This window comes from Pseudorhodoplanes sp., from assembly GCF_059499825.1.
In genome coordinates, this window is record NZ_JCABZI010000021.1 from 146,763 (window position 1) to 168,031 (window position 21,269).

A 21,269-nucleotide genomic window follows, 5' to 3' on the forward strand; every position below is an offset into this window, starting at 1 on the left:
TCACCAACCCTTCAGAGGCTTTTTCAGATCCTCTGGAAAATGTTTCATCACGCTCTGCAGCGGGTTCGGCGCTGCCTGCCCGAGCCCGCAGATCGACGCATCACGCATCGCGGTCGACAGATCGTTCAGCAGGGTCTCGTTCCAGGGCCCCTGCTCCATCAGCCTCACCGCTTTCTCGGTCCCAACGCGGCAGGGCGTGCATTGGCCGCAACTCTCGTCCTCGAAAAATTTCATCAGGTTGAGCGCGACCGCTTTCATGTCGTCCTGATCCGACAGGATCACTACTGCATGCGAGCCGACGAACGAGCCGAATTTCTCAAGAGTTCCGAAATCGAGCGGGATATCGGCCATGCTCGCGGGCAGAACGCCGCCGGATGCACCACCGGGCAGATAGCCCTTGAACGTGTGGCCATCCTGCATGCCGCCGCAATACTCGTCGATCAGTTCGCGCATGGTGATGCCGGCGGGCGCGACCTTCACGCCCGGATTCTTGACGCGGCCTGACACCGAGAACGATCGGAAACCCTTGCGCTCCTGGCGGCCGAAGGACGTAAACCAGTCGACGCCCTTCTCGACAATGTCGCGAACCCAGTAGAGCGTCTCGACATTCTGTTCGAGAGTCGGCCGGCCGAACAGGCCGACCTGCGCGACGTAAGGCGGACGATGGCGCGGCAGCCCGCGCTTGCCCTCGATCGATTCGATCATCGCGCTTTCTTCGCCGCAGATATAAGCGCCGGCGCCACGGCGCATGTGGAAGCGCGTGTGCCGCACCAGGCCCGCCGCTTCGACCTTCTCCATCTCCTGCAGGATCAGCAGGCGGACTTCCGGATATTCGTCGCGCAAATAGAAATAGACATCCGGCGCTTCGACCACCCAGGCGCCGAGCAGCATGCCTTCGATGAAGCGATGGGGATCGTGCGACAGATAATGACGATCCTTGAAAGTGCCGGGCTCGCCCTCGTCGCCATTCACCGCCATCAGGCGCGGCGCCGGTTCGGCACGGACCAGCGACCATTTGCGGCCGGTGGGAAATCCCGCGCCGCCAAGGCCGCGCAGGCCGGCATCGCTGACGATCTTGATGATCTCGTCGCGCGTGCGCTTGCCGTCGAGGCAGTCCTTGAGCAGCGTATAGCCACCCGCCTTGCAATAGGCATCGAAATCGGCATCCGGCGTCGCCGCATGCGCGTGCGCACCATGCTTCACCGCGGCCTCGACGCTGTCGACACTGGCATTGAAGGTCTGCACGTGACCGACCGCGGCGACCGGTGCGCGCTCGCACGCCCCCATGCAGGGCGCGCGGATGACGCGTACGTCGCTTCCGTATTTTGCCTGCAGGTCGCTCAGCAACCTTTCCGATCCCGCCATGGCGCAGGACAGGGAGTCACACACGCGAACCGTCAGGGCCGGCGGCGGCGTTTCGCCTTCCTTCACGACATCGAAATGCGCGTAGAAGGTCGCGACCTCGTACACTTCCGCCAGCGCCATCTTCATCTCGAACGCCAGTGCGGCGAGATGCGCGGCGGACAGGTGGCCGTACTTGTCCTGGATGAGATGCAGGTGCTCGATCAGCAGGTCGCGGCGGCGCGGCCGGTCGGTGAGCAGGCCCTGGATTTCCTCGAGCGCCGTGGTGTCGATCTGCCGGCCCTTGGGGGTCTTGCGGGCTCTGCGGCCGCGACCTCCGGAACCGTCAAAACTCAAGGGCTTGGAACGAGTTAGCGTGTCTGTCGGATTCATGACGCAGCATCGCCAAGGCGCCTGATTAGAACAATCCCCAACTACCGATGCAACGATAGGATTTTTCTATCGTTGTTTCCAAGCGGCTGAAAACACGCTAGTTTTCGCAGCATGCTGGACAAGCTCGAATACCTGATGGCGCTGTCGCGGGAAGAGCATTTCGGGCGCGCGGCGGATTCCTGCGGCGTGACGCAGCCGACCCTGTCGGCCGGCATCAAGCAGCTCGAAGAACAACTCGGGGTGATGCTGGTGCGGCGCGGCTCGCGCTTCATCGGCTTTACGCCGGAAGGCCAGCGCACGCTCGACTGGGCGCGCCGCATCGTCAGCGACAGCCGCGCGATGCGGCAGGAAATCACCGCGCTCAAGAAGGGCCTGACCGGACGGCTGAAGATCGCAGCGATCCCGACCGCGCTCGCCATGGTGGCCGCGATCACCACGCCGTTCCGGGCGCGGCATCCCGATGTCCGTTTCACCATCCTGTCGCAGACATCGATCCAGATCCTGACGCAATTGGAAAATCTCGAGATCGATGCCGGCATCACCTATCTCGACAACGAGCCACTCGGCCGCGTGAACACGGTGCCGCTCTATCAGGAGCGCTACCAGCTTCTCACCGCGCCCGACGCGCCGCTGGGCGATCGCGACCGCGTGACGTGGGCCGAGGTCGCACGCGTGCCGCTCTGCCTGCTCACGCCCGACATGCAGAACCGGCGCATCATCGATCAGCTGCTGCGCTCGGCAGGCGGCAACCCGCAGCCGACGCTGGAATCAAATTCGGTGGTCGTGCTGTTCGCCCATGTGCGCACCGGCCGCTGGGCGACGGTGATGCCCGCGAAGCTCGCCGAGACGCTTGGCCTCACCGATACCATCCGCGCGATCCCGATCGTCGAACCGGAGGCGATGCATACGATCGGGCTGGTGGTGCCGGCACGCGAGCCGATGACGCCGCTCACCGCGGCGCTGGTAACCGAGGGCAAGCGCGTCGCGAAGGAGATGGCGGAGGCTTAGGCTCTTCCTTCTCCCCGCGCGCGGCTCTTCTCTCTTCCCGTGAAACGGGGAGAGGGTGGCGAGGTCCGCAGGACCGAGCCGGGTGAGGGGCTGTTGCAATCTCGATAGATGCCCCTCACCCGCCTCGCTCGGCGCAACAAGCTTGCGCAGATTGCGTAGACTTATCTGCGGCGCTCGCGAGGCACCCTCTCCCCACTAAAGTGGGGAGAGGGAAGAACGCTACGCCACCTTCACTTCGGTGTGGCGGAACATGACCTTGCGCGCCTCATCGTCGAAATCGGTCTTGAAGGCGTGGCGATTCTTCAGGTCATTGGCAATCTTCGCCGCCGGACGCGCGCCGATCTCGTCGACCAGCCGCTTCAGGTTCGGGAATTTCGTCCAGGTATCGTCACCCGCGACGAACGGAGCCATCCGCGCCCATCCCCACAATGCCATGTCGACGATCGTGTAAGTGTCGGCGACCATGTATTTGCGGGTGGCAAGGCGGGCATCGACCACGCCGTAATGCCGCTGGGCTTCGTAGACATAGCGGTTCACCGCGTAATCGGAACCGTCCTTCGGCGCATAATGGCGGAAATGCACCGACTGGCCGGAGAACGGGCCCACGCCCGAGGCGACGAACATCAGCCAGGACAGCAATTCGCCGCGGTTCTTGTCGGATGCCGGCGGCAGGAACTTGCCGGTCTTGTCGGCGAGATAAAGCAGAATGGCGTTGGAGTCGAACACCGTGACATCGCCATCGACGATCACCGGCACCTTGGCATTCGGATTGATCTTCAGGAAGTCCGGCTGGTGCTGGTCGCCCTTGCGGGTATCGACCGGGATCGCCTCGTAGGGAATACCGGCTTCTTCAAGGAACAGCGCGACCTTCACCGGATTGGGCGCGCCGCTGTAATAGAATTTGAGCATTTGTATCTCCCGTCATCGCGCGTCATGGGCGCGCGTGGCGCGCCTTGAGTATCACGAAATGCGAGCCGCGTGAGGGGTCTGGCCATGACTGGGTCGCATGCCCCTTAGCCCTCCCCGACGGCCAGCGAGGCACCCTCAAAACCGGTCCCAGTCCGGCCGGTCTCCGAAGCGCGCGGACAGGAAATCGACGAACACCCGGGTCTTGGCGGCCAGGTAACGGTTCGGCGCATACAGCGCGTAGATGCCGAGCCCGACCGGCGGATGATCCGGCAACACGATCGACAGCCGGCCGGCCGCGATATCCGGGCCGACCATGAATGTCGGCAATAACGTGATGCCGTTGCCGTTGACCGCCGCAGCGCGCAGGACATCGCCATTATTCGAGCACAGCGCCGCGTCGATCGGCACGCTCACCACCTCGTCCCCGTCCTGCAATTGCCAGCGCTGCTGTCCCGAGGCGTGGCCGAAATTGAGCGCGCGATGATCCGCGAGATCGGCGGGCGTCGCCGGAATTCCGTGGCTTTTCAGATAAGCGGACGATGCCACCAGCACGCGCCGCGCCGGTGCGAGCTTGCGCGCGATCAGGCTTGAGTCCTGCAGCACGCCGATCCGCACCGTGACATCGACGCCCTCTTCCAGCGGATCGATGAAGCGGTCGTTCATGATCGCCTCGATCCGCAGATCGGGATAAGCCAGCATGAAATCGGCAATCGCCTGCGCGAGGTAAAGCGTGCCGAACGACATCGGCGCATTGACCCGCAGCAGGCCCTTTGGCTCGTCATGCAGGCGTGAGATGGCGGATTCGGTCTCGTCGACATCGGCCAGGATGCCGGCGACGCGTTGGTGATAGGCGCGGCCCGCTTCGGTCGGCGTCACGCGCCGTGTGGTGCGATCGAGCAGCCGCGCACCAAGATGGTGCTCCAGTTCGGTCACCGCCTTCGAGATCGCCGATCGGGTCAGCCCCAGCTGGCGGGCCGCCTCGGCATAGCTGCCGCTGTTCACCACCCGCACGAAGGCTCGCATCGCGTCCAGCCGGTCCATATTGCGTCCTTTTTGGAACCAATATGTTTTTATTTTACCAGATTGTTGCGATCATGTCATCCGAATAAGGTCTCTGCATCAAATCGAAGAGCCGATGGCGGCTCCAGCAGACGCAAACGGAGAGACCCCATGACCAAGTCGACACCCAACTTCCTTGACCTTCTGACGCCCGAGAACAGCCAGCTCCTGTTCATCGACCAGCAGCCGCAGATGGCCTTCGGCGTGCAGTCGATCGACCGGCAGACGCTGAAGAACAACGTCGTCGCGCTGGCCAAGGCCGCCAAGGTGTTCAACGTCCCGACCACCATCACCACCGTCGAAACCGAAAGCTTCTCCGGCCACACCTATCCGGAATTGCTTGCGGTCTATCCGGAGCACAAGATTCTCGAGCGCACATCGATGAACTCCTGGGACGACCAGAATGTGCGCGATGCGCTGGCTGCAACCGGCCGCAAGAAGATCGTGGTGTCGGGTCTGTGGACCGAAGTGTGCAACCTGATGTTCGCGCTCTCGGCGATGAATGACAGCGACTACGAGATCTACATGGTTGCCGATGCCTCCGGCGGCACCTCGGCCGATGCGCACAAATATGCGATGGACCGCATGGTGCAGGCCGGCGTCATCCCGGTCACCTGGCAGCAGGTGCTGCTGGAATGGCAGCGCGACTGGGCGCGCAAGAAGACCTACGACGCGACCATCGCGCTGGTGCAGGAACATTCGGGCGCCTACGGCATGGGCGTCGACTACGCCTACACGCTGGTGCACAAGGCACCGGAGCGGGTGAAGCACGGCGAGCGCGTCGGGCCGAATCCGGCGAAGTAAGTTCGCTCATCGATCGCAACAGATCGAACCGTCATCCTGAGGTGCGAGCATCGCGGCCAAGTTTACGCTGCCAGCGTAAACTTGGCTGCGTGCGAGCCTCGAAGGATGCACGGCCATCGCTCGGGCCGTCGCCCTTCGAGGCCCGCGCTTTGCGCGGGCACCTCAGGGTGACGGATCAGAGATTGTGCCCTGTCAAAAAAGAAAAACCCCTTCCGGCGTGAGCCGGAAGGGGTTTCGAGTTTTCGGAAGATTATCTCTGACGACTAGAACAGCCCGACGATCTTGCCGTCCGAATTGACGTCGATCGTGTCCGCCGACGGCACCTTGGGCAGGCCCGGCATGGTCATTATCTCACCGCAGACCGCGACGATGAACTCCGCGCCCGCCGACAGCCGCACTTCGCGCACCGGGATATTGAAGCCGGTCGGCGCGCCCTTGGCATCCGGGTTGGTCGAGAACGAATACTGGGTCTTGGCGATGCAGACCGGCAGATGGCCGAAGCCCATCTCTTCCCACGCCTTGAGTTGATCCTTCACCGACTTGTCGGCAGTGGCGTCATCGGCGCGGTAGATTTCCTTGGCGATGGTGCGGATCTTCTCGAACAGCGGCATGTCATCCGGATAGAGCAGCTTCAGGTTGGCCTTGCCCTCGTCGATGACCTTGACCACCGCCTTGGCGACATCGGCCGCGCCCTCGCCGCCCATCGCCCAGTGATCGGCCATCAGCGCCTCGACGCCGAGCGCCGCGCACTTTTCCTTCACCAGCTTGATTTCGGCTTCGGTGTCGGCCGAGAAGCGGTTGATCGAGACCACCGCCGGCAGGCCGAACTTCTTGATGTTCTCGATATGACGCTGAAGGTTGGACATGCCGGCTTCGAGCGCCTTCAGATCCTCCTTCTTGAGGTCTTCCTTCTTGACGCCGCCATGCATCTTCAGCGCGCGAATGGTGGCGACGATGACGACGCAGTCGGGCTTCAGGCCGGTCTTGCGGCACTTGATGTCGAGGAACTTCTCGGCACCGAGATCGGCGCCGAAGCCGGCTTCGGTGACGACGTAATCGGCAAGCTTCAGCGCGGTGGTCGTCGCCGACACCGAGTTGCAGCCATGGGCGATGTTGGCGAACGGGCCGCCATGGATGAAGGCGGGCGTGCCTTCGAGCGTCTGCACCATGTTCGGCGCGATCGCGTCCTTCAGGAGCGCGGTCATCGCACCATGCGCCTTCATCTCGCTGGCGCGGATCGGCTTGCGGTCGCGGGTATAGCCGACGATGATGTTGCCGAGCCGGGTCTTGAGGTCCTCCAGATCCTTGGCGAGGCAGAAGATCGCCATCACCTCGGAGGCCACGGTGATGTCGAAGCCGGCTTCGCGCGGATAGCCGTTGGCGACGCCGCCGAGCGAGCAGACGATTTCGCGCAGCGCGCGATCGTTCATGTCGACGACGCGGCGCCAGGCGACGCGGCGGGAATCCATGCCGGTCGGATTGCCCCAATAGATGTGGTTGTCGATCAGCGCCGACAGCAGGTTATGCGCCGAGGTAATGGCGTGGAAGTCGCCGGTGAAATGGAGATTGATGTCCTCCATCGGGATCACCTGCGCATAACCACCGCCGGCGGCGCCGCCCTTCACGCCGAAGCACGGACCGAGCGACGGCTCGCGCAGCGCGCACATCGCCTTCTTGCCGATGAAGTTCAGCGCGTCGGTGAGCCCGACCGTGGTCGTGGTCTTGCCTTCGCCCGCAGGCGTCGGCGAGATCGCCGTGACGAGAATGAGCTTGCCGTCTTTCCTGTCCTTCAGCGTCTTGATGTATTCCATCGACACCTTGGCCTTGTAGTGGCCGTAAGGCTCGAGATTTTCGATGGCGATGCCAAGCTTGTCCTTGGCAATGTCGGCGATGCGCTTCGGCTTCGCAGCCTGGGCGATTTCGATATCGGAGAGCGGCTTCTGATGCTGTGAGGCGGGCATGTTTATCGATCCAGGAAATGGTCACGACGGCGCGTAACGCGGGTATTGCGCTGCGTATCGCAATGACACTGTGTGAGAGAAAAAGAAATCACGAAAAGCGTGCACCCTTTTCGATTTTTGCGGATGCGGCCCATTCTCCTGCGCCCACTTTTGGCCCATCGGCCTGCACGCGGGTGAGCTTGATGCGGCCGTCGGCGCAGGCCACCGTGACGCTGTCGGCATCGACAACGACGACTTCGCCGACCTTGCCGGCAATGCCCTTGGGATCGCGGGCGGGCAACGGCGTGGCGTCGAAGATCTTCAGCTTGGCGCCGTTGATCGTGGCCCACGCACCCGGAGCCGGATTGCAGCCACGGATCAACCGGTCGATCTGCTCCCACGGCTTGCCGAAATCGACATGCGCATTGCCGGGGCCGCAGATACCTTCATACGTCGCCTTGTCGTGATCCTGCTTGATGCGCGGCGCCTTGCCGGCCTTCACCAGATCGACCGACTCGAGCATCGCGTCGACGCCCATCGGGAACAGCCGGTCGAAATAGACGGTGCCCAGCGTGTCCTTGTCGGAAATCGGCGTGGTCTTCTGGACCAGGATGTCACCGGTATCGAGGCCGTTGTCGGGCCAGAAGATCGACAGGCCGGTCTCTTTCTCGCCCTTGATGATCGGCCAGTTGATCGCCGACGCACCGCGATAGAGCGGCAGCAGCGACGGGTGATACTGGATCGAACCATGGGTCGGGATGTTGAGGAATTCTTCCGGCACGAACAGCGTCACGAACGCCATCACCTGCAGGTCGGGCTTCAGCGCCTTGAACTCCTCCCAGACATTCTCGTCCTTATAGGAGGACGGCTGATAGACCGGGAGCTTCGCGGCAAGCGCGGCTTCCTTCAGCGGATCGGCTTTCGCACCCGGCTTTTCCGGCGCGACGTAAACCGCAACGACATTCTCGCCGCGCTTGAGCAGTGCTTCCAGCACGGCCTTGCCGAAGGCCTGCTGGCCGTGAACCACGATACGCATTCTCTCAATCCCTCCCCGAACTCAGTGCGTCCCCTCCCCCCTTGCGGGGGAGGGTTAGGGAGGGGGGTCAACAGCAAGCAATGTATTTGCAGTACCCCCCACCCGCTCGCCGTCGCTGTGCTCCGACGAGCGACCTCCCCCTCAAGGGGGGAGGTGAAGAAAAGAATTACGCCGCCGCCTTGCCTTCCTTTTCCGGCGCCGACAGCGCGCCCGAATTCTTGATCTCGGCCACGGTCTTCTTGTCGAAGCCCAGCACCTTGGTCAGGACTTCGTCGGTGTGTTCGCCAAGCAGCGGCGAGCGCTTCACGTCCGAGATCGAGTCCGACATCTTGATCGGATTGCCGACGGTCAGATACTTGCCGCGCACCGGATGATCGACCTCGACCACCGTACCGGTCTTGCGCAGCGACTCGTCCTCCGCGATCTCCTTCATCGACAGGATCGGGCCGCACGGGATATCGAACTCATTCAGGATTTCCATGGCCTCGAACTTGGTCTTGCCCATGGTCCAGGCTTCGATGCGCTCGAAGATCTGGTTGAGCTTCGGCAGACGCGCCTTGGGCGAGGCGTATTCCGGATCGGTCTTCCAGGTCGGCTCGCCGATCACGTCGCAGATCGCACCCCAGACCGGAGCCTGGGTGATGAAATAGATGTAGGCGTTCGGATCCTGCTCCCAGCCCTTGCACTTGAGAATGCGGCCGGGCTGACCGCCGCCGGAATCGTTGCCTGCGCGCGGCGTCGCATCACCGAACGGCACGCCCTCGCCATACTGGCTGTATTCAGTGAGCGGACCATGCGCGAGCCGCTGCTGGTCGCGCAGCTTGACGCGGCAGAGATTGAGCACGCCGTCCTGCATGGCGGCGAGCACGCGCTGGCCGCGGCCGGTGCGATTGCGCTGATAGAGCGCGGCGACGATGCCGAGCGCCAGATGCAGGCCCGTGCCGGAATCGCCGATCTGCGCGCCGGTGACCAGCGGCAGACCATCGCGGAAACCGGTGGTCGAGGCCGCACCGCCGGTGCATTGCGCGACATTCTCGTAGACCTTGCAGTCTTCATACGGTCCGGGGCCGAACCCCTTCACCGATGCGACGATCATGCGCGGGTTGAGCTTGTGGATGTGCTCCCAGGTCAGCCCCATGCGATCGAGTGCGCCGGGCGCAAAATTCTCGACCAGCACGTCGCACTTCTTGATCAATTCGTTGAGCACGCGCTTGCCCTGCGGATGCTTCGAATCGATCGTGATCGAGCGCTTGTTGTGGTTGAGCATGGTGAAGTAGAGCGAGTCCGCGCCCTTCACGTCGACCAGCTGGCCGCGGGTGATGTCGCCGACGCCGGGGCGTTCGACCTTGATCACGTCGGCGCCGAACCAAGCGAGCAACTGGGTGCAGGTCGGGCCCGACTGCACGTGCGTGAAGTCGAGAATGCGCACACCGTCGAGGGCCTTGCCGGCCTCGCCGAAAGGCTTCTTCGAGGGGGCCGGCATGGCCGATTTCGCCTTGCCGTTGGCAGCCTTGCCGCGTGCGCCCTTCACGGCAGCTGCCGCGCCTGCCGCCAGCGCAGCGGTGGCGAGGCCACCGGCAACGGTGCGCAGGATCTTGCCTTTCGACGAGGAGGCCTTGGTCGATCGCTTTGCCGCGCCCTTCTTCGCCGCGGGCTTCGCACGGGACTTGGCACTCGACTTGGCACTCGCTTTGGCGGGCTTGGCCGGTTTACGGGCTTTCGACTTCGCTTTCTTTGCCATCATTTTCTCCATTTCCCGCCCATGCCCGCGCAGGCGGACATCCAGGAGCATCGCTTCGGTTGCTCTGCGCCCCCGTCTTCGCGGGGACGAGCGGATCACATTGCCTTCACATTCAAATTGGTCAGCCGCGTCACTTCTTCTTCAGCGCGCTCTGCGGATTGAGATTGCCGATACGGCCGGATTCGCTGCCCGCTGCCGGATCGATCACCGCGTTGATCAGCGTCGGCCTGCCGGAATCCATCGCCTCATTGACGGCGCGCTTGAGTTCGTCGGGTGACGTCGCGTTGACACCGACGCCGCCGAACGCCTCGATCATCCTGTCGTAGCGGGCGCCCTTGACGAACACGGTCGTCGCCGGATCGTCCCCCGCGGGATTGACGTCGGTGCCGCGATAGATACCGTCATTGTTGAACACGACCACGCAGACCGGCAGGTTGTAGCGGCAGATGGTTTCGATCTCCATGCCAGAGAAGCCGAACGCGCTGTCACCCTCGATCGCCAGCACCGGCTTGCCAGTCTCGACCGCAGCGGCGATCGAATAGCCCATGCCGATGCCCATGATGCCCCAGGTGCCGACATCGATACGCTTGCGCGGCTGATACATGTCGATGATGCCGCGGGCGAGGTCGAGCGTGTTGGCGCCCTCGTTGACCAGGATCGCGTCCGGCCGCTCCTTGATGATATTGCGCAGCACGCCGAGCGCGCCGTGGTAATCCATCGGCGAGTTGTTGTTCATCAGCCGCGGCGCCATCTTGGCGATGTTTTCCTCGCGCTTCTTGCTGACGGCGTTGGTCCAGTCAGCCGGCGGCGCCGGCCAGTTGGCGCCCATGCCGTCGAGCATCGCGGAGACGCAGGAGCCGATATCGCCGACCACCGGGGCCACGATCTCGACGTTGGAATCCATCTCCTTCGGCTCGATGTCGATCTGGATGAATTTCTTCGGCGCGTCGCCCCAGGCTTTGCCCTTGCCGTGCGAGAGCAGCCAGTTCAGTCGCGCGCCGATCAGCATGACGACGTCGGAATCCTTCAGCACGGTCGAACGCGCCGCACCGGCGCATTGCGGATGCGTGTCCGGGAGCAGGCCCTTGCCCATGCTCATCGGCAGGAACGGTGCGCCGCTCTTTTCAACGAACTGACGGATCGCGTCGTCGGCCTGGGCATAGGCCGCGCCCTTGCCGAGAATGATCAACGGCTTCTTCGCGGATTTCAGCACATCCAGAGCGCGCTTGACCGCGTCCGGTCCGGGGATTTGCGCTGGCGCCGCATCGATCACCTTGACCAGCGACTTGCGGCCGGCCTCGGCGTCCATCACCTGACCGAACAGCTTGGCCGGCAGATCGAGATAGACGCCACCCGGACGTCCCGACACCGCCGAGCGGATCGCACGCGCCAGTCCGATGCCGATGTCCTGCGCATGCAGGATGCGGTAGGCGGCCTTGCAGAGCGGCTTGGCGATCGCGAGCTGATCCATCTCCTCATAGTCGCCCTGCTGCAGGTCGACGATCTCCCGCTCGGACGAGCCGGAAATCAGGATCATCGGGAAACAGTTTGTGGTGGCATGCGCAAGCGCGGTCAGGCCGTTGAGGAAGCCCGGCGCCGACACCGTGAGGCAGACGCCCGGCTTCTTGGTGAGGAAGCCGGCGATCGAGGCGGCATAGCCGGCATTCTGCTCATGCCGGAACGACAGGACGCGGATGCCCTCGGCCTGCGCCATGCGGCCGAAGTCGGTGATCGGAATCCCCGGCACCCCATAGATGGTGTCGAGACCATTCAGCTTCAGCGCATCGATGATGAGATTGAATCCGTCGGTCAATTCCCGCTCGGCTTCCGGCTTCTTGGCGACCGCGGCTTCGGCCATGACTGAACTCCCCTCGAAAACTCAATCCAGATAATCGGCATATTGCGCGACATGCTCGGCAAGGCCGAGCGCGTGATCGCGCACGAGAGCTTCAGCGCGCGCGGTGTCGCGCGCTTCCAGCGCCTCGATAATGTTCATGTGATCGCGGATCGACCGGTCGACGCGATCGCGTTCGACGATGGTCTTGCGGCGGATCATCCGCATATGGGTGAACAGATTTTCGGCGAGATCAATCAGCACCGAGTTTCCGCTCATGCGGATGATCGATTGATGAAACTCGATATTCACTTCGGAATATTCGTCGAGATGGGCGCGCAGCTCGCCGTCGACGAAGGTCGCGAACATGTCGCGCAGCGAGGTCACATCGGCGCTGGCGTTCTGGGTGATCAGGCGCGCCGCCATCCCTTCGAGCGCCGCCCAGGCGGTGATCAGCTCGATCACTTCCTTCTTGGTCTTGCGCACGACGTAGACGCCGCGACGCGGCACCGAGCGCACGAAGCCCTCGCGCTCAAGCTGGGCCATGGCTTCCCGGACCGGGGTGCGGCTGATGCCGAAATCCTGGGCCAGCTGGCGCTCGTCGAGCCGGATGTCGCTGCGGCTGCGATAGATGTCCATCGCCACGATCACGTTCTTGAGGGCGACATAGGCCTTGTTCTTGAAGCTGAACGAGGTGTCGATCGGCTCGATCGCAAGCCGATGGGCCTCGCCCTCCGCCCCGCGCGGGCGGCTGGCCAAAGTTCCCACAGTCTTTGTCGTGTCCGAGTTCATCCCTGCACCGTGTTCCGGGCTCTGGAATACAATATTCCAGAGCCCGGTTCAATGGGTTCGCCTGTCCTGCACCCGGCTCTCCGGACGCGGGTCATCGACCGTCAGGCCGCCTTGGGCCGCAGCAGCCGCGTATAGCCCTCCTGGATCGCCGACCAGAACAAGGCGATGAGGCCGAGGATCATGATGGACGAGACCAGGCCGTTGGAGAAGAAGACCCCGAGGCCGCCCTGCGACGCCAGCAGCGACTGCCGGAAGGATTCCTCCGCCATCTTCCCGAGTACCAGCGCCAGCACCAGCGGAGCCAACGGGTAATTGCACTTCTTCAAGACGTAACCGAGCACGCCGAACACCATCATCATCACGACGTCGAAGGTATTGTTGTTCACCGTGTAGGCACCGATCGCACACAGCACCAGGATGATCGGCGCGATGATGCTGAACGGAATCCGCAGGATCGCCGCCAGCACCGGCACGCAGGTCAGCACGATGATGAGGCCGACGAGGTTGCCGAGATACATCGAGGCGATCAGGCCCCAGACGAATTCCTTCTGTTCGACGAACAGCATCGGCCCGGGCTGCAGACCCCAGATCAACAAGCCACCGAGCAGCACCGCCGCAGTGGGCGAACCCGGCACGCCGAGCGATAGCATCGGCAGCAGCGCCGCGGTGCCGGCGGCATGCGCCGCGGTTTCCGGCGCGACCACGCCTTCCATTTCACCCTTGCCGAAATTGCGTCCGTTCTTGGAGACGCGTTTGGCGATGCCGTAGCTCATGAACGATGCCGGCGTCGCTCCGGCGGGCGTGATGCCCATCCAGCAGCCGATGATGCAGGAGCGCAGCGAGGTCATCCAGTATTTGGGCAGCTGGGCCCAGGTGCGCAGCACCACCTTCATGTCGATCTTCGCCTTGCCGCCGCGGAAGTTCAGCCCCTCTTCCATGGTCAGCAGGATTTCGCCGATACCGAACAGGCCGATCACCGCGATCAGGAAGTCGAAGCCACTCAGGAGTTCGGTGAAGCCGAAGGTGAGGCGCAGCTGCCCGGTGATGGCATCGAGGCCGACCGAGGCCAGCGCGAAGCCGATCATCATCGAGGCGATGGTCTTGAACGGCGGCTCCTTGCTCAGGCCGACGAAGCTGCAAAAGGCGAGGAAATAAACGGCGAACTTCTCCGCCGGCCCGAATTGCAAGGCGAAACTCGCGACCAGCGGCGCGACCAGCGTGATCATGATGACCGCGAACAAGGCGCCGACGAATGACGAAGTGAAGGCTGCGGTCAAAGCCTCGCCGGCCTGACCCTGCTGCGCCATCGGATGGCCGTCGAACGTGGTCGCGACCGACCATGGTTCGCCCGGTATGTTGAATAGAATCGAGGTGATGGCGCCGCCAAACAGCGCGCCCCAGTAGATACACGTCAGCATGATGATGGCCGAAGTCGGCGACATGCTGAAGGTCAGCGGCAACAGGATGGCGACGCCGTTGGCGCCGCCCAGTCCCGGCAACACCCCGATGAGGATGCCGAGCACGATGCCGATCACCATCACCATGATGTTGAACGGCTGGAGCGTCACCGCGAAGCCGTGAAACAGATTTGTGAGTTCTTCCATCGTCGTTGCCCCGAACCAACCCCGTTAAGACGACATGCGCATGGTTACAGATTGAGCCATTGCTCAACCGGGCCCTTCGGTAGCGCGACCAGGAACCACTTCTCGAAAACGAAATAGACGATCAGCGGCATGCCGATCGCGACCGATGCGACGGTGGTCCAGCCATATTTGCCGAGCCAGCGCATGAACCACGCGATGAAGATGGCGGAGGAGACGTAGATGCCGATATATCCGACGGCGAAGGCGTAGATCGTCGCCGGGATCACGACGCTCAGAACCTGCCGAAGCTGGCTCCATTCGGCGAAGATCCCACCCGGCGCATCCGGCCGAACCGCGCTCCACAGGTTCACCGCGCCCGAGATCACGATCGCAATCCCGATATAGAACGGGAAGAACCCGGCTCTCGGCCCTTCTGCGCCCCAACCGATCCCGGCGCTGATGCTGCCGAAGATCGCAAGGGCGCCGAAGGCGATGACCAGCAGCGCCACGCCGACCTCGACGGATTTGTGCGACGGACCGGAACCGTGTGACTCTTGTGTATTCATAATAACCTCGGGCGGGAGAAAAAAAGGGGCCGGCGGTCCCATCGGACGCCGGCCCTGGTCTCGATCAGTTTCCGGCGAGGAAGCCGGCGTCTTTCATCAGCGCCTTGTGGCGATCTTCTTCCTTCGCGACCCACTTGGCGTATTCGTCACCGGTCATGAACGTGGTGTTGAACGCACCGCTGTTCATCAGGGACTTCCATTCCGGGGTCTCGCGGACCTTCTTGAACAGCTCGACGTAGAAGTCGACCTGCTCCTTGGTGGCCTTGGGCGACATGAAGATGCCGCGCAGCATCAGATATTCCATGTCGATACCCTGCGACTTGCAGGTCGGGATATCGGACCAGGACATGTCCGCAGTGACCTTTTCCGTGTATTCGAGCGGCTTGCCGTCGAACACGCAGAGCGGACGCAGCTTGCCACCGCGCCATTGGGCGACCGCCTCGATCGGGTTGTTTACGGTCGAATCGACGTGATTGCCGACCAGCTGGACCGCGACCTCGCCGCCGCCCTTGAACGGAATGTAGGTCATCTTGGTCCCGGTCGCCTTCTCCAGCGCAACCGTGATGATCTGGTCTTCCTGCTTGGAGCCGGTACCGCCCATTTTCATCGAGCCGGCAGGCGCCTTCTTCAACGCGTCGACATAATCCTTGACGTTCTTGTAGGGCTTGTCGGCGTTCACCCAGAGCACGAACTCGTCGAGCGCCAGCATCGCAACCGGCGTGAGATCCTTCCAGCTGAACGGGATACCGGTCGCAAGCGGCGTCGTGAACAGGTTCGACAGCGTGATGATGATCTTGTGCGGGTTGCCCGCCGACGACTTCACGTCCAGGAAGCCTTCGCCACCGGCGCCGCCAGCCTTGTTGATCACGACCATCGGCTGCTTCATCAGATTATGCTTGGTCACGATCCCCTGGATCGCGCGCGCCATCTGATCGGCGCCGCCGCCGGTACCGGCCGGGATGATGAATTCCACGGGGCGCGTTGGCTCCCATGCTGCATTCGCCGGCAGCGCGAAGCTACCGGCAGTCAACGCGGCAAGTGCTCCAACAGCAATACGCGCTTTCGAAATTTTCATAGGCGTTCCTCTCCCATCGATTAGATCGCGCCAGTCTGTGCCAGCTTCGATAGCGTTGCCACAAGTTCGGTCGGCATCCATGCGACATCTTCGCTTCTGCCAGCCGAGCTCCCGTAGAAGCACAGGGTAGGCACATCAAACCAAATTTGAAAAGAGAATTATTCATAATAACGTCGACGTAACGACAAATATTGGAGCACTGCCGGACGAAAATATCGTCGACGCAGCGCAACAATTTTTCACTGCAGCGCACAAAGAAAACCAAGCAGACAGCGTGGTTGGTGATCACGACGCCGAGTCATCCGAACCTTGCGGGAAAAAGACTGGATGCAGAATGACGCAAGCATCGTGCGGTTACTCAGCGGCGCCAGCCGGGGCCCGCACAGACGAACGCGACCCTGGACAATAGCCGGTGCGTGACGCGCTCAGTCGTCAACGCACCGGCGCGCATCACGGTCGATGCATTGTCGGAGTTTGCGAGACGTCCTGCGCCGATCGATCATGTGACCGACGTCGGAGATCCAAGCCGCAGGGTCTAGTCGTTTCGTCTATTGCGACGACGTCGGTTGCTGCGCGGCGTCCGTCGGCATGGATGGCTTCGCCTGCACCTCTGTCGCAGGGGTCGGCGAAGTCCCCGCCGGCAGGGCCGAAGCCTCGGCCTTCACGGGCTCTGCCGCCCTTGCAGCAGGTGCTGCCGGCGTGGTCGCCGTCGTCGCAGGCGCAGTCGCTTCCGCCGGAGCGGCCGGCGTCGCAGCTTCGACCGGTTGCGGCTTCTGCACCGGACTTTCAGAAATCGCCGGACGCAATTTCTCCTGGGTGCCGATATCCTTGCGAACCGCGAGCAGAACGTTGGATTCGTTGGTGCGCCAGCGATAGCCCATGCCCCAGTCGATCGGCTTGTAAGGACCGCGCCGATAGATTTCAGCCAATTGGTTCTGATGGCGACCGGGGAAGATTGCGATCGGCCCGAGATAGCGGCCGAAGGGATGCAAGGCCCATTGATCCTGCTTCAGATAAACGACAGGGATTCCGGAATCGTCCTGCACGATGTAATCGGCCTTGCCGACGATGAAGTCGCGCACCTGCGAAAAGCCGCCGCTATGCGGCAGATAGGATGCCGCCTTGAACAGCGCGTCACCCCTGCCGAAGCTGTCGACGAATTTCAGAAAGCCGGAATTCTTCACGCCGCCATCCGAGACATCGGTCGAGAAGTAATACAGCGTCTGTTTCGGCTTTCCGGGGCTGTGAAACGTAATCCGGACGCCTTGCACGCCGCGCTGCGGCGCACCGCTTTCGACCGGCGCGACGGTGCCCTCGGGGCTGAGCGTCACCAGGTTGATGTCGTCGATCGTCTTCCCGGCGCGCGCGATATAGACCATCAGGATCGGCAGCGTCCCCGACAAGGCGGTTTCGCGCAGCTGATGCTTCATGTTCTTGGTGATGAAGAAGCTGAGCGAGATCGACGACGCCATCGACGAGCGCAGGTTACCGAGCGCACGGCGGGTATAGTCGTTGATCACCGGGATGCGCCCGACCGGCTCGAGGCCGCTCAGGATGTAAGTCGAGGCATCCGGGTAGAACGCATTGGCGTAAAGAAAATCCGGGCCGCTGAACATGTAGTACAGCGGCATGCCAGCGCGGTCCTTGATATGGGACGCGGACCAGGCGCGGATCTTCGACAGCCGCTGCGACTCAAGCTGGCCCCAGGACTTGTTGAACGAGGCGGCGTGGTTTTGCCACGATGGGTCGCGCGTGACCTGATCCAGCGCTCCGCTTTCGACCGGCGGGAGACCGGCGAGGAAGCGGGCGGTATCGTTGAAACTCGCCTTTTCGGCATAGGAGGCGGGCACGAAGGCCTGCGCCGGCAGCGGTGCCGGGGCTTCACGCGCGGGCGCTTCGCGCGCTGGTCCCTGGCGCACCGGCGGTTTGCGCTGCGGCTGATCGCCGAAGATGAAGAACTGGGCCTGAGCGGCAGGAGTCACGGCCGCAACGAGGACGACCGCGAGAGCCGGGGTCAGAAAGCGCGGGAAGTGGACCATTGTGATTGAATGCCTGTGGTCGGGAACGACATGCGGACCGGAGAAGCGTTAACCCACGGGCTTGGCGGCAGGGGTATCATTGACGCCCATGACCATGTTCCGGTCGTGATTCGATATTAGCCGGTGCCCGGTTTGTTTCGATTCGTCCAGCGTAGCGGATACGCCCTGAAAGTTTAAAGAGTCTCATCTCGGACGCTAGCCCGATGGCAACCTTGGAGCCATGCGCGAAAGCCAAGTGCCCGAGCGGCATGGGCCTGAACGCATTGACAGGATTAGTGATCGCGATCGCAGCGATCGCATGCATCCTGCCGTCCGATCACGGCATCATCGCGACCGCGCAGGCCAGTGCCGAAAATCTAGTCATCCCGCTGCCTCGCCCGCGCCCGGTCATGCGCTTGCCCCGGCCCAGACTTGGCGCTTTTCCGGGCAGCACCCGGGTGATGGAATTCGAATCCGCCCCGTTCCCCTATGACGGCAAAAATCCTGTCACCGGTAAGCCGTTCTTCAATGTCTTCTACGAGGGCCGGTTCGGGCGGCGCGGCGCGCGCGGGCAGGTTTATTGGGAGAACGACACCTATACCGATCCGCGAGTGCTGCTGCATATCCCGAAGGGCTTCGACATCCGCAAGCCTGCCGTGATCGTGGTGTTCTTCCACGGCCATGGCGCCAGGATCGACCGCGATGTCCGCGACCGTCAGCAGGTCGCCGCCCAGATCACCCGCTCGGATGCGAACGCGGTGGTGGTCGCCCCGCAATTCGCCGTCGATGCCGCGGATTCCTCGCCCGGCGCGTTCTGGGAGCCCGGCTTCATTGATGAATTCCTGAGCGAGGCGGCCGAGCAATTCGCGCTGATGCTGGGCCAGCCGAAGACCGTGCGCACCTTTTTCAAGATGCCGATCATTCTCGTCAGCTATAGCGGCGGCTATGTGCCGACCGCATGGGCGCTGCGGCTCGGCCATTTCAAGGACCGGCTGCGCGGCATCGTGCTGATGGATTCGCTTTACGGAGAACTGGAACAGTTCGAAAAATGGATCCTGTCGAACCGGAACGGCTTCTTTATCAGCGGCTATCTCGGCTCGACCCGCGCACGCAATCTCGAATTGCAGCGCGATCTCGCAGACAAGGGCATCGCGATCCAGAGATCGCTCAACGGCAATATTGCGCCAGGCAGCGTCGTATTCATCCCCGGACATTCCGAGGATTCGCACCGCGACTATGTCACCCAGGCATGGACGGCCGACCCGATTGCCGACATTCTTAATCGGCTGCCGCAATATCATCAGTAGCGTCGCGCAGCCGGCATCCCGAATCTGGAAGCGGTCAATCCGGGCCAGGCGATACGTCCGGCGGGCTCGCGCCTAGTGGCGCCGGATCTTCGCGACATGCGCGGCGAGCTTCGACAGCGTTTGCCCGCCATATTCGACCGCCCCGAACCCGATCGTCCGTTTGCGCTGTTCGCTGGACGGATGCATCTGACGGAGCGTGAGAACGGTCTTGCCATCGCTCTGTTCATCGAAGGTGACGAGCATCCTGAAGCGGCCGGGATCGTTATCCTGATCCGACCCATGCTCGACCTCGATGCGGGCCGGAGCTTCCATGCGGAGGAAGACCATACGGTTGGTGTAGCGCGTGCCATCGGGGGCGACCATGTCGAAACGCCAGACACCGCCGGGACGAAGATCGATCTCCTTCGTTTCGATCGCCATGCCTTCGGGCCCGAACCATGCCTGTATCTGATCCGGGTCGGTCCACGCGTCGTAAACGAGGTTCCGCGGCGCGTCGATGACCCGGCTCAGGACGATTTCCCGATCGAGAGGCCAGTCCTGCCAGGGGGAAGCGGACTTTTCGAATGACTCTTTCATCGTCCTATCTCTTTCTCTTCATGCGTTCGACATGCGCCTCCAGGCGATCGAGCCGCTTCTCCCACGCAGCGACATGCTGGTGGATCCACGCTTCCGTCGCCTGCAGCGCGTGAGCCTCGATCCGGCAGGTTCGGACGCGTCCGATTTTCTCCGAACTGACGAGCCCGCTATGCTCGAGCACGCGCACATGCTTGAGCAACGAAGGCAGGGCGATCCGAAACGGCTCGGAAAGCTCGCTCACGGATTTCGGTCCCTCACACAAGCGACTGACGATCGCCCGCCTGATCGGATCGGCGAGCGCCGAAAAAGCCATGTCGAGATCGGTTGAATACTTAGCCATTACGGAAAGTATTAAATCGGCAGTTGGCGCCAGTCAAGAAATACTTTCCGGTCTGGCTAACTATTAGATTGCAGCCGACCGAGCTACTTCCAACGTGGATTGGAGTCCGAAATGCTTCAACGGGTCAGCCGGGGCTGCTAGAGATTTCACGCATCATCATTGAACCTGGACATGCGCCGTGACCGATAAAACTCCGCCCCTCGCCGGCCGTGTTGCCATCGTTACCGGTTCGGGCCGCAATATCGGGCGCGCCATCGCGCTCGCTTTCGCGCAAGCCGGCGCGCGTCTCGTGGTCAACGGCCATCGCGACCAGGCCGCGCTCGACGCGGTGGTGGACGAGATCAGGCGCGGCGGCGGTGAGGCCATCGCCTGTCTCGCCGACGTCTCGCGAGACGAGGACATCGCGCGCATGGTCGCGCTCGCCCGCGACACCTACGGCCATGTCGACATCGCCGTCTCCAATGTCGGCAAGCGGCCCTATGCCGCCTTCCTCGACATCACCCCGCAGGATTGGGACGATGTGATCCGCACCAACCTGTCGGCGGCGTTTTATCTCGCGCGCCATGTCATCCCGATGATGCGCGAGCGCAAATTCGGCCGGATCATCAACATCTCCGGCTTCTCGGGATTCTTCGCGCATGTCACACATCGCGCGCACAGCGTTTCGGCGAAATTCGGCGTGCACGGACTGAGCAAGGCGATCGCCCGCGAATTCGGGCCGGATGGCATCACCGCCAACACCGTGGCGCCGGGCATGATCGAGACCGCGCGCGACTGGTCGCAATACAAGCATGTCGATGTGGAAAAGTTGGCGGCGGAAATTCCGGTGCGCCGTCTTGGCACGCCCGACGACATCGCCGAGGCTTGCCTGTTCCTCGCCGGTGAGGGCGGCGGCTTTGTCTCGGGCCAGGTGATCCATGTGAATGGCGGCCAGATGATGATCTGAC

The 21,269-nt window shown here is 62.7% G+C and carries 18 protein-coding genes; 4 read left to right on the forward strand and 14 right to left on the reverse strand.

Translation table 11 applies throughout. From position 1 onward, the window contains the following. Entirely contained in the window at positions 1-1,734 is a 1,734-nt protein-coding gene (locus AC5I5I_RS25720; RefSeq protein ID WP_495977984.1) for an NAD(P)H-dependent oxidoreductase subunit E, read from the reverse strand. 111 nt (positions 1,735-1,845) lie between these two features. On the opposite strand from AC5I5I_RS25720, the gene AC5I5I_RS25725 reads away from it, so the two are divergent. Then, positions 1,846-2,742 (forward strand): LysR family transcriptional regulator, encoded by an 897-nt coding sequence (locus tag AC5I5I_RS25725; protein ID WP_495977986.1) that lies wholly within the window; start codon positions 1,846-1,848, stop codon positions 2,740-2,742. Positions 2,743-2,961: 219 nt separating this feature from the next. Here the strand turns inward: AC5I5I_RS25725 and AC5I5I_RS25730 are convergent, their stop codons facing one another. Both AC5I5I_RS25730 and AC5I5I_RS25735 read right to left on the reverse strand, forming a co-directional pair. Beyond that, on the reverse strand, positions 2,962-3,651 hold the full coding sequence (locus tag AC5I5I_RS25730) for a glutathione S-transferase family protein (RefSeq protein WP_495977988.1): 690 nt from the start codon (positions 3,649-3,651) through the stop codon (positions 2,962-2,964). A 135-nt stretch (positions 3,652-3,786) separates the two neighbouring features. After that, positions 3,787-4,692 carry a LysR family transcriptional regulator gene (locus AC5I5I_RS25735; RefSeq protein ID WP_495977990.1) on the reverse strand — a complete coding sequence of 302 codons (906 nt, stop codon included), beginning with the start codon at positions 4,690-4,692 and terminating at the stop codon, positions 3,787-3,789. 129 nt (positions 4,693-4,821) lie between these two features. Here AC5I5I_RS25735 and AC5I5I_RS25740 point away from each other — a divergent pair, with 129 nt between their 5' ends. After that, entirely contained in the window at positions 4,822-5,514 is a 693-nt protein-coding gene (locus AC5I5I_RS25740; RefSeq protein WP_495977992.1) for a hydrolase, read from the forward strand. Between the two features lie 263 nt (positions 5,515-5,777). On the opposite strand, the gene AC5I5I_RS25745 is transcribed toward AC5I5I_RS25740, so the two are convergent. The 9 genes from AC5I5I_RS25745 to AC5I5I_RS25785 form a co-directional block, all read right to left on the reverse strand. Then, the gene (locus tag AC5I5I_RS25745; RefSeq protein ID WP_495977994.1) at positions 5,778-7,475 is read right to left on the reverse strand and encodes a formate--tetrahydrofolate ligase; all 1,698 of its coding nucleotides are present in this window, start codon (positions 7,473-7,475) and stop codon (positions 5,778-5,780) included. 88 nt (positions 7,476-7,563) lie between these two features. Continuing rightward, positions 7,564-8,490, reverse strand: a complete 927-nt coding sequence (locus tag AC5I5I_RS25750; protein WP_495977996.1) for a methionyl-tRNA formyltransferase — start codon at positions 8,488-8,490, stop codon at positions 7,564-7,566. Positions 8,491-8,656: 166 nt separating this feature from the next. Further along, a complete protein-coding gene (gene frc / locus AC5I5I_RS25755) occupies positions 8,657-9,973 on the reverse strand; it encodes a formyl-CoA transferase (RefSeq protein WP_495978065.1) in 1,317 nt (438 codons plus the stop codon). 388 nt (positions 9,974-10,361) lie between these two features. Then, entirely contained in the window at positions 10,362-12,089 is a 1,728-nt protein-coding gene (gene oxc, locus AC5I5I_RS25760) for an oxalyl-CoA decarboxylase (RefSeq protein WP_495977998.1), read from the reverse strand. Between the two features lie 21 nt (positions 12,090-12,110). Then, positions 12,111-12,824 (reverse strand): GntR family transcriptional regulator, encoded by a 714-nt coding sequence (locus AC5I5I_RS25765; RefSeq protein WP_495977999.1) that lies wholly within the window; start codon positions 12,822-12,824, stop codon positions 12,111-12,113. A 134-nt stretch (positions 12,825-12,958) separates the two neighbouring features. Then, positions 12,959-14,461, reverse strand: a complete 1,503-nt coding sequence (locus AC5I5I_RS25770) for a tripartite tricarboxylate transporter permease (protein ID WP_495978001.1) — start codon at positions 14,459-14,461, stop codon at positions 12,959-12,961. A gap of 44 nt (positions 14,462-14,505) precedes the next feature. After that, a complete protein-coding gene (locus AC5I5I_RS25775) occupies positions 14,506-15,006 on the reverse strand; it encodes a tripartite tricarboxylate transporter TctB family protein (protein WP_495978003.1) in 501 nt (166 codons plus the stop codon). A 64-nt stretch (positions 15,007-15,070) separates the two neighbouring features. After that, complete coding sequence (locus AC5I5I_RS25780; RefSeq protein WP_495978005.1) at positions 15,071-16,081, reverse strand: Bug family tripartite tricarboxylate transporter substrate binding protein; 1,011 nt, start codon at positions 16,079-16,081, stop codon at positions 15,071-15,073. Between the two features lie 548 nt (positions 16,082-16,629). After that, positions 16,630-18,120: a hypothetical protein gene (locus AC5I5I_RS25785; protein ID WP_495978007.1), complete on the reverse strand. Its 1,491-nt coding sequence runs from the start codon at positions 18,118-18,120 to the stop codon at positions 16,630-16,632. A 275-nt stretch (positions 18,121-18,395) separates the two neighbouring features. Between AC5I5I_RS25785 and AC5I5I_RS25790 the strand changes: the two genes are divergently transcribed. Next, positions 18,396-19,406, forward strand: coding sequence for an alpha/beta hydrolase (locus tag AC5I5I_RS25790; protein ID WP_495978009.1), 1,011 nt, complete (start codon positions 18,396-18,398; stop codon positions 19,404-19,406). A gap of 72 nt (positions 19,407-19,478) precedes the next feature. Here AC5I5I_RS25790 and AC5I5I_RS25795 read toward each other — a convergent pair whose 3' ends face one another. Continuing rightward, complete coding sequence (locus AC5I5I_RS25795; RefSeq protein ID WP_495978011.1) at positions 19,479-19,982, reverse strand: SRPBCC family protein; 504 nt, start codon at positions 19,980-19,982, stop codon at positions 19,479-19,481. Between the two features lie 4 nt (positions 19,983-19,986). Further along, complete coding sequence (locus tag AC5I5I_RS25800; RefSeq protein WP_495978013.1) at positions 19,987-20,322, reverse strand: ArsR/SmtB family transcription factor; 336 nt, start codon at positions 20,320-20,322, stop codon at positions 19,987-19,989. Between the two features lie 178 nt (positions 20,323-20,500). Here AC5I5I_RS25800 and AC5I5I_RS25805 point away from each other — a divergent pair, with 178 nt between their 5' ends. Beyond that, on the forward strand, positions 20,501-21,268 hold the full coding sequence (locus AC5I5I_RS25805) for an SDR family NAD(P)-dependent oxidoreductase (protein ID WP_495978015.1): 768 nt from the start codon (positions 20,501-20,503) through the stop codon (positions 21,266-21,268). The last annotated feature ends 1 nt before the right edge of the window (position 21,269 follow it).

Bases quoted from the DNA above. Each gene is read 5' to 3' on its own strand.
- AC5I5I_RS25720 (WP_495977984.1), bottom strand. From the start codon at position 1,734: ATGAATCCGACAGACACGCTAACTCGTTCCAAGCCCTTGAGTTTTGAC.
- AC5I5I_RS25725 (WP_495977986.1), top strand. From the start codon at position 1,846: ATGCTGGACAAGCTCGAATACCTGATGGCGCTGTCGCGGGAAGAGCAT.
- AC5I5I_RS25730 (WP_495977988.1), bottom strand. From the start codon at position 3,651: ATGCTCAAATTCTATTACAGCGGCGCGCCCAATCCGGTGAAGGTCGCG.
- AC5I5I_RS25735 (WP_495977990.1), bottom strand. From the start codon at position 4,692: ATGGACCGGCTGGACGCGATGCGAGCCTTCGTGCGGGTGGTGAACAGC.
- AC5I5I_RS25740 (WP_495977992.1), top strand. From the start codon at position 4,822: ATGACCAAGTCGACACCCAACTTCCTTGACCTTCTGACGCCCGAGAAC.
- AC5I5I_RS25745 (WP_495977994.1), bottom strand. From the start codon at position 7,475: ATGCCCGCCTCACAGCATCAGAAGCCGCTCTCCGATATCGAAATCGCC.
- AC5I5I_RS25750 (WP_495977996.1), bottom strand. From the start codon at position 8,490: ATGCGTATCGTGGTTCACGGCCAGCAGGCCTTCGGCAAGGCCGTGCTG.
- frc (WP_495978065.1), bottom strand. From the start codon at position 9,973: ATGCCGGCCCCCTCGAAGAAGCCTTTCGGCGAGGCCGGCAAGGCCCTC.
- oxc (WP_495977998.1), bottom strand. From the start codon at position 12,089: ATGGCCGAAGCCGCGGTCGCCAAGAAGCCGGAAGCCGAGCGGGAATTG.
- AC5I5I_RS25770 (WP_495978001.1), bottom strand. From the start codon at position 14,461: ATGGAAGAACTCACAAATCTGTTTCACGGCTTCGCGGTGACGCTCCAG.
- AC5I5I_RS25775 (WP_495978003.1), bottom strand. From the start codon at position 15,006: ATGAATACACAAGAGTCACACGGTTCCGGTCCGTCGCACAAATCCGTC.
- AC5I5I_RS25780 (WP_495978005.1), bottom strand. From the start codon at position 16,081: ATGAAAATTTCGAAAGCGCGTATTGCTGTTGGAGCACTTGCCGCGTTG.
- AC5I5I_RS25785 (WP_495978007.1), bottom strand. From the start codon at position 18,120: ATGGTCCACTTCCCGCGCTTTCTGACCCCGGCTCTCGCGGTCGTCCTC.
- AC5I5I_RS25795 (WP_495978011.1), bottom strand. From the start codon at position 19,982: ATGAAAGAGTCATTCGAAAAGTCCGCTTCCCCCTGGCAGGACTGGCCT.
- AC5I5I_RS25800 (WP_495978013.1), bottom strand. From the start codon at position 20,322: ATGGCTAAGTATTCAACCGATCTCGACATGGCTTTTTCGGCGCTCGCC.